This is a genomic window from Coprococcus sp. ART55/1 (assembly GCF_000210595.1).
Lineage (GTDB): Bacteria > Bacillota > Clostridia > Lachnospirales > Lachnospiraceae > Coprococcus > Coprococcus aceti.
This window is the reverse complement of record NC_021018.1, coordinates 2,892,558-2,899,467: the sequence shown is the minus strand read 5'-3', so window position 1 is coordinate 2,899,467 and position 6,910 is coordinate 2,892,558. Positions and strand designations below refer to the sequence as shown.

Annotated in this window: 5 protein-coding genes and 1 pseudogene; all 6 read left to right on the top strand. The window is 41.8% G+C overall.

Annotated elements, in window-relative coordinates:
• Positions 1–328, top strand: a 328-nt coding sequence (locus CCU_RS13050; protein ID WP_208896275.1) for a laccase domain-containing protein, incomplete at its 5' end; no start/stop codon positions are given.
• Positions 329–387: 59 nt separating this feature from the next.
• Complete coding sequence (locus CCU_RS13045) at positions 388–1,698, top strand: DUF512 domain-containing protein (RefSeq protein WP_015534981.1); 1,311 nt, start codon at positions 388–390, stop codon at positions 1,696–1,698.
• Positions 1,699–1,723: 25 nt separating this feature from the next.
• Positions 1,724–3,046, top strand: a complete 1,323-nt coding sequence (gene der, locus CCU_RS13040) for a ribosome biogenesis GTPase Der (RefSeq protein ID WP_015534980.1) — start codon at positions 1,724–1,726, stop codon at positions 3,044–3,046.
• Between the two features lie 2 nt (positions 3,047–3,048).
• Entirely contained in the window at positions 3,049–3,708 is a 660-nt protein-coding gene (gene plsY, locus CCU_RS13035; protein WP_015534979.1) for a glycerol-3-phosphate 1-O-acyltransferase PlsY, read from the top strand.
• 373 nt (positions 3,709–4,081) lie between these two features.
• Positions 4,082–5,072: pseudogene (locus tag CCU_RS14860) on the top strand (NAD(P)H-dependent glycerol-3-phosphate dehydrogenase).
• Positions 5,073–5,289: 217 nt separating this feature from the next.
• Positions 5,290–6,910, top strand: a 1,621-nt coding sequence (locus CCU_RS13025; RefSeq protein WP_208896274.1) for a hypothetical protein, incomplete at its 3' end; no start/stop codon positions are given.

The window sequence follows — 6,910 nt, the reverse complement described above, 5'->3', positions numbered from 1 at the left end:
AACATCTCCAGAGAATCTCATTTGCGCCATAGGACCTTCTATATGCAAGAATTGCTATGAGGTGAGTGAAGATGTAGCTGAACGCTTTATGGCGGCATATACGGAAGCAGAGACGGCTCAGATCGTATTTAGCAAGGGTAATGGCAAATATCTGCTTGATCTCCACAAGGCCAACTATTACAATCTTGTTGATTCAGGTGTAAAACCTGAGAATATTGACGTGACAAATATATGTACATGCTGTAACAGCGAATGGCTTTTTTCACACAGGGCGAGCAAAGGCCTGCGGGGTAATCTTGCAGCGGTGATCATGCTCCCTGAATTATAGGGCGTTATTCATTTGCTGCAGCTTTTGATCCGTAGACAATTAATATAAAAGAGGAAATTATGGAACATATTGTAAAGGAAATACTTGAGGGAAGTATAGCCCAGGAGATGGAGATCGAACCGGGAGATAATATTCTGGCGGTCAATGACCATCCTATAGAGGATATATTTGACTATCAGTATCTCATAAATGACGAATATATAGAACTTCTCGTGAGGAAGTCTGACGGCGAGGAGTGGCTTCTGGAGATAGATAAGGATTATGACGAGGATCTAGGGATTGTTTTTGAAAATTCCCTGATGGATAATTACAAGTCTTGCTATAACAAGTGCATATTCTGCTTTATCGATCAGAACCCGAAAGGTATGAGAGACACTATATATTTCAAGGACGATGATTCCAGACTGTCATTTCTTCAGGGAAATTATATTACCCTTACTAATATGAAGGAAAAGGATATTGACAGAATAATCAATTATCACCTTGCTCCGATAAATATATCGGTGCACACTACCAATCCCAAGCTGCGCTGCAGTATGCTGAACAACAGATTTGCCGGTGCCATACTTGACTATATAAGGAAATTTTATGAAGCTGGTATTCCTATGAATGGACAGATAGTTTTGTGCAAGGGGATAAATGATGGGGAGGAATTGTGGCGTACGATCTCTGATCTTATGGAGTTTGTTCCTGTTATGGAGAGCTTATCCGTGGTCCCTGTCGGTTTGTCAGATTACAGAGATGGCTTGTTCCATCTTGAACCGTTCAACAGAGAGGACGCCTGCGAGGTTATTGATATAATAGAACATTTTCAGAAAAAGGCATTTGAAAAGCATGGCACACATTTTGTCCAGGCAAGTGATGAATGGTATATAAATGCTGGCAGGGATTTCCCTGAGGCTGATAGGTATGATGGCTTTATCCAGCTTGAAAATGGTGTGGGCATGGTGAGACTGCTCATAGATGAGTTTGATGAAGAGTGGAGCTGCGTAGAGGGCGATGACAGAGAGTATGAGGTGTCCATGGTTACTGGAGTGCTCGTATATGATTCCATAAAGCTCCTTGCTAACAGGATCCCTGAGAAGTTCCCTAATGTGAAGGTGCATCTGTATAAGATCATTAATGATTTTTTTGGACATAGAATAACCGTGACAGGATTGCTTACGGGTGGAGATATAAGAAAGCAGCTCACAGGAAAGCCTCTTGGGCAGCGGCTTATACTGCCTTCCAATACTCTTATGGCGGATGAGCCAAAATTCCTTGATGATGTGACGCTTGCAGAGCTCACAGATGCTTTACAAGTCGATGTTTGTATTGTAGAATCAAGTGGTGCTGATTTTATTCATGCAGTAATTGGCGATGATATGTAATTAATTATATATGGAGGAAGATAGAATGAGTAAACCTATAGTTGCCATAGTGGGCAGACCCAATGTAGGTAAATCAACTCTGTTCAATGTGCTTGCCGGAGAAAAGATATCCATAGTTCAGGATACACCGGGAGTTACGCGAGACAGAATTTATGCTGATATCAACTGGCTGGATTACAATTTCACTCTGATAGACACAGGAGGAATTGAGCCGGAGTCAGACAATATTATACTTAAGAGCATGAGAGAACAGGCAGAGATAGCCATAGAGACAGCGGACGTCATCCTGTTCATGACGGATGTCAGACAGGGAATGGTTGATGATGATGCCAAGGTTGCCGATATGCTCAGAAGATCCAAGAAACCTATAGTTCTCGTTGTCAACAAGGTAGACAGCTTTGAAAAGTTCATGCCGGATGTGTATGAGTTCTATAATCTTGGACTTGGAGATCCACATCCTATATCAGGTTCATCCAGACTTGGAATAGGAGATATGCTCGATGAGGTGGTATCACACTTCAATGAGTCTGCAAAGGATGACACGGAGGATGAGAGACCTAGAATCGCCATCATAGGAAAGCCAAACGTAGGAAAATCTTCTATAATTAATAAGCTTCTCGGTGAGGACAGGGTTATTGTATCAGATATAGCCGGAACCACAAGAGATGCCGTGGATACAGAGATCGTCAGAAATGGCAGAGAATATGTATTCATAGACACAGCGGGACTCAGACGAAAGAGCAAGATTAAAGAGGATATAGAGAGATACAGTATCATAAGAACAGTATCAGCGGTTGAGAGATGTAATGTTGCAGTCCTCGTAATAGACGCAACGGAGGGAATAACCGATCAGGATGCCAAGATCGCGGGAATCGCACATGATCGTGGCAAGGGAATGATAATAGCTGTGAACAAATGGGATGCTATCGAGAAGAATGACAAGACCATATATAAGTTTACAGAGGAGATCAGAAACAAGCTTTCATACATGCCGTATGCGGAGCTGCTCTTCATATCAGCCCAGACCGGACAGAGACTTCCAAAGCTGTTCGAGACCATAGATGCTGTTATAGAGAATCATTCACTCCGCATAGCTACTGGTGTTCTGAATGAGATTATGAGTGAGGCGGTTGCTATGCAGCAGCCACCATCAGATAAGGGTAAGAGACTTAAGCTCTATTATATTACCCAGGTGTCAGTTAAACCTCCTACATTTGTCATATTTGTAAATGACAAGGAGCTTATGCATTTCTCATATACACGTTATATAGAGAACAGGATAAGAGAATCCTTTGGATTCAGAGGTACACCTCTAAAATTAATAATCAGGGAGAGGAAAGAGAAGTAGTCATGGAGATGTTGATTAGGGCTATATGTCTGGTTGGGGGCTATGGAGTAGGACTCATTCAGACAGCGTATATTTACGGCAGGATAAAAGGTGTTGATATAAGAAAGTATGGAAGTGGAAATGCGGGAACGACAAATGCACTGAGAGTTCTTGGAAAGAAAGCTGGACTGATAGTTTTCCTGGGGGATTTCCTCAAAGGAATAATCGCCTGCTCACTGACACATATCATACTTGGCCAGCTAGGTATAGGTAATGCATACATGTTCGTACTGTATACAGGACTTGGAGTTGTGCTTGGTCATAACTTCCCATTCTATATGCAGTTCAAGGGCGGCAAGGGAATTGCTGCCAGCGGCGGAATGATAGTAGGTCTGTGGGACTGGAGATTGGTAGTGATACTCCTTGCAGCGTTCGTTATAAGTGTTGTGATAACAAGATATGTATCGGTTGGATCACTTACGATCATGATCGGATTCTTCATATTATACACAGTATTTGCAATTCATGGAGATTATAATTTCACATCGAATGCAAAAATGATCGAAGGAATAATCATGGCGGGAATCATAGCCGGAATGGCCGTGATAAGACATTGGCAGAATATCAAGAGACTGATAGCGGGAACGGAGAATAAGTTGTCGTTTGGTTCTAAGAAGGCTTGATGGAAAGCGGAAGCGAATAGAGAGTTATTGAATCCCCTCCTTACTGGATAAAACAGGAAGGAGGGATTTTTGTAGTGAGCAACGTTTTATAGATGTCTGGATAAAACAAAATCAGATAACATAATGAGTATACATAAAACCGAGATTATGGTTATGTGATATTTATACGCAGTGAAATGTGTATTAAAAACTGTTGATTAGAATAATGTGAGTTTACATAACTAGCCCAAAATCTAAAAATACAGTAAAAATTTGCAAAAACATCCATGTATTGTCACTATAGACTGGATTAAATGATGAAAAAAAGTTAAAATAGAAAAAAATGATTCAAGGATTGAAAAAAGAAATATAAATATTTTGGAGGTATTTTACGATGAAAATAGGTGTTCTCGGAGCAGGTGGATGGGGTTCTGCACTTGCTAATCTGCTGGCAGGAAATGGACACGAGGTTATAGTGTGGTCTATAGATGAGAGAGAGGTTGCCATGCTCAAGGAATTTCATGAGCAGAGAGACAGACTTCCGGGCGTTATACTTAACAGCAGTATTGAATATACAACAGATGCGTCAAAGGCTGTTATTGGTCAGAAGATGATAGTGTGCGCAGTGCCTTCTCCGTTTGTCAGAAGCACAGCAAAGAACATCGCTGACAAGGTGAGCAACGGACAGCTTATCGTGAATGTCAGCAAGGGAATAGAAGAGTCCACACTCAAGGCTCTCGTGGAGATCATTGAGGAAGAAATCCCACAGGCTAAGGTGGCTGTCCTTTCGGGTCCGTCACATGCAGAGGAAGTAGGCCGCGGAATACCTACAACGGTAGTTGCCGGTGCCCGTGATATAGAGATTGCAAAGACGAATCCAGAACGCATTTATGAACGATTATTTCAGGGTATATACAAGCACTGATGTGACTGGTATTGAGCTGGGTGGTTCAGTGAAGAATGTAATAGCTCTGGCAGCCGGAATATCAGATGGACTTGGACTTGGCGACAACACGAAGGCTGCTCTTATGACCAGAGGAATGGCGGAGATCATGAGACTTGGACTTGCCATGGGCGCAGATGTCAAGACGCTGTCAGGACTTTCAGGAATGGGAGATCTTATAGTTACATGTACATCCAAGCACAGCCGTAACAGGAATGCCGGATATCTCATCGGTCAGGGTAAGACCTATGAGGAAGCTATGGCGGAGGTCAAGATGGTTGTTGAGGGTGTTTATTCTGCCAAGGCAACACTGGCACTTGCCAGGGAGCATGGGGTTGAGATGCCTATCGTTGAAGCAGTCAATAACGTATTATTTAATGGCATGACGGCAAAAGAGGCTCTCACAGAGCTTCTCAACAGAGACAGAAAGAGTGAATTGTAATCGATTATATTTTATATGTTTGATATATTTCGATAGATTATGCTGCCGAAGAATAGTAGTACAAAATCACCTAATAATTAAACGATAAAGTAAATGTGAACAAAAAAGCAACAGAAAACTGTTCTTTTTGTTCACAAACTGTTTACAATTACCATGTGTTATGATAAATTTAAAGCAAGTGTGTAAGTCGAAAAATAATTAGAAAAGAGGTATTACAATGGCAAAAACTACGAAAAAGCTTATAGCACTGCTGCTGGCGGTAGTTATGATAACTACGTTGATTTCGCCTTCTAATTATAGTTGGTCCAATGCGGCCGAGACGAGAGGGGGAGACGCATACGCCACGGCTACTGATTCGATAGCAATGCTGTCGAGTGCAGCAGTAACCGGAAATCTTGAAGATTATATTACTGGAGCTACGATTGCTGATAAAGCAGGTAATATATATGGTAGCAGTTCCAGACCGTCCACAACGCCGCTTCCTGTAGATCCAAATGATCCTACAAAAGCCGGTGTAGATATCCAGATGTCTATGGATATAGTGTTTCCGGAAAATGTTGTTAATAGCATAGTGGAGTCTGGTGAAGATGCAACATTTACTTATACGATGCCGGATACCATAAAGTTTAATTCCGATATTCTGAATGAGAATATAACTGATGGAAGTGGTATCAGGATCGGTTCGTATTCAGTTGTGAACGGAGTCCTTACTGCGACGATCGATCATACAGCACTCGAGGGGGGAGCCCAGCTCAAGGCTTTCTTCAAGGCGTGGATCGATATGGATCTCACAAAGTACAATGAGAAAAACCAGGTCGAGAACAAATTCACAAGCACTGTGATTGTGACTGTGGATGTGGATTTCAAGCCTGATGTGGATGTGAAGAAGACCGCATCCGAGGGTAGAGTTACAGATCCTAAGGATGGATATGTATACTTTGACTATACCGTAGAAGTTTCATCCAATCATGGAAGTGCCAGTGAGGATCTGAACTTTAGTGATGTTATAGCCAACGACATAGCAGGTGTCATACCTGAAGTTACAGATATAAAGGTGATCAAGTCTGACAACACAGACTGCAGCTCATCACTCACATATAACAGTAGTACCTCTAGTATAGAAGGAACTCTTCCTGCACTCGGAGCAAAGGAGTCATATAAGATAACCTATACAGTAAAGAGTAAAGTCGATGATCTTTCTCAGGACGTGATCAATCTGAACCAGAGCAATATTGCAGAGGCTAAGAATTCAAAGGTTGATGATAAGGATCAGACCAACAAGGGCTACAAATATGTGAAGGATGGTGCCACAGATCTCAAGGTTACAAAATCCTCAGATGGTGTGAGCATTGATCCTGACGATCACAAGATAGTTTACAAATACAAGGTTATAGTAAGTTCTGAGTATGGAAGCGATGGTGATATTACACTTGATGATATTCTTGCAAATGAACTTGACTCAAAACTTGGATCTGATGCCAAGAGAACAGTACAGAATGTTACATGCAAGCTCAAGGACAGCAACGGACAGTACACGGATGTCACAGCAAATGGATATGTGACTCCTGCAACAGGAACCATAGGAAATGGTGAAACAGTTATAAATGGAAAGCTTCCGAAGCTTGACGCTAATTCACAGTATGAGATCACATACGAGGTTATTGTCTCAGATATTGCCGATGACATCGGAAGCATAAATGTACACAATAAGAATTGTGTAGACGTGTCAGATGATTCACATGACGAGCATACTGATAACGACAGCAGTACATGGTACAATGCCGGCAAGTCTACAGCATCCATAAGTAAGACCGGTTCACTGTCAGGTGACAAGTCAA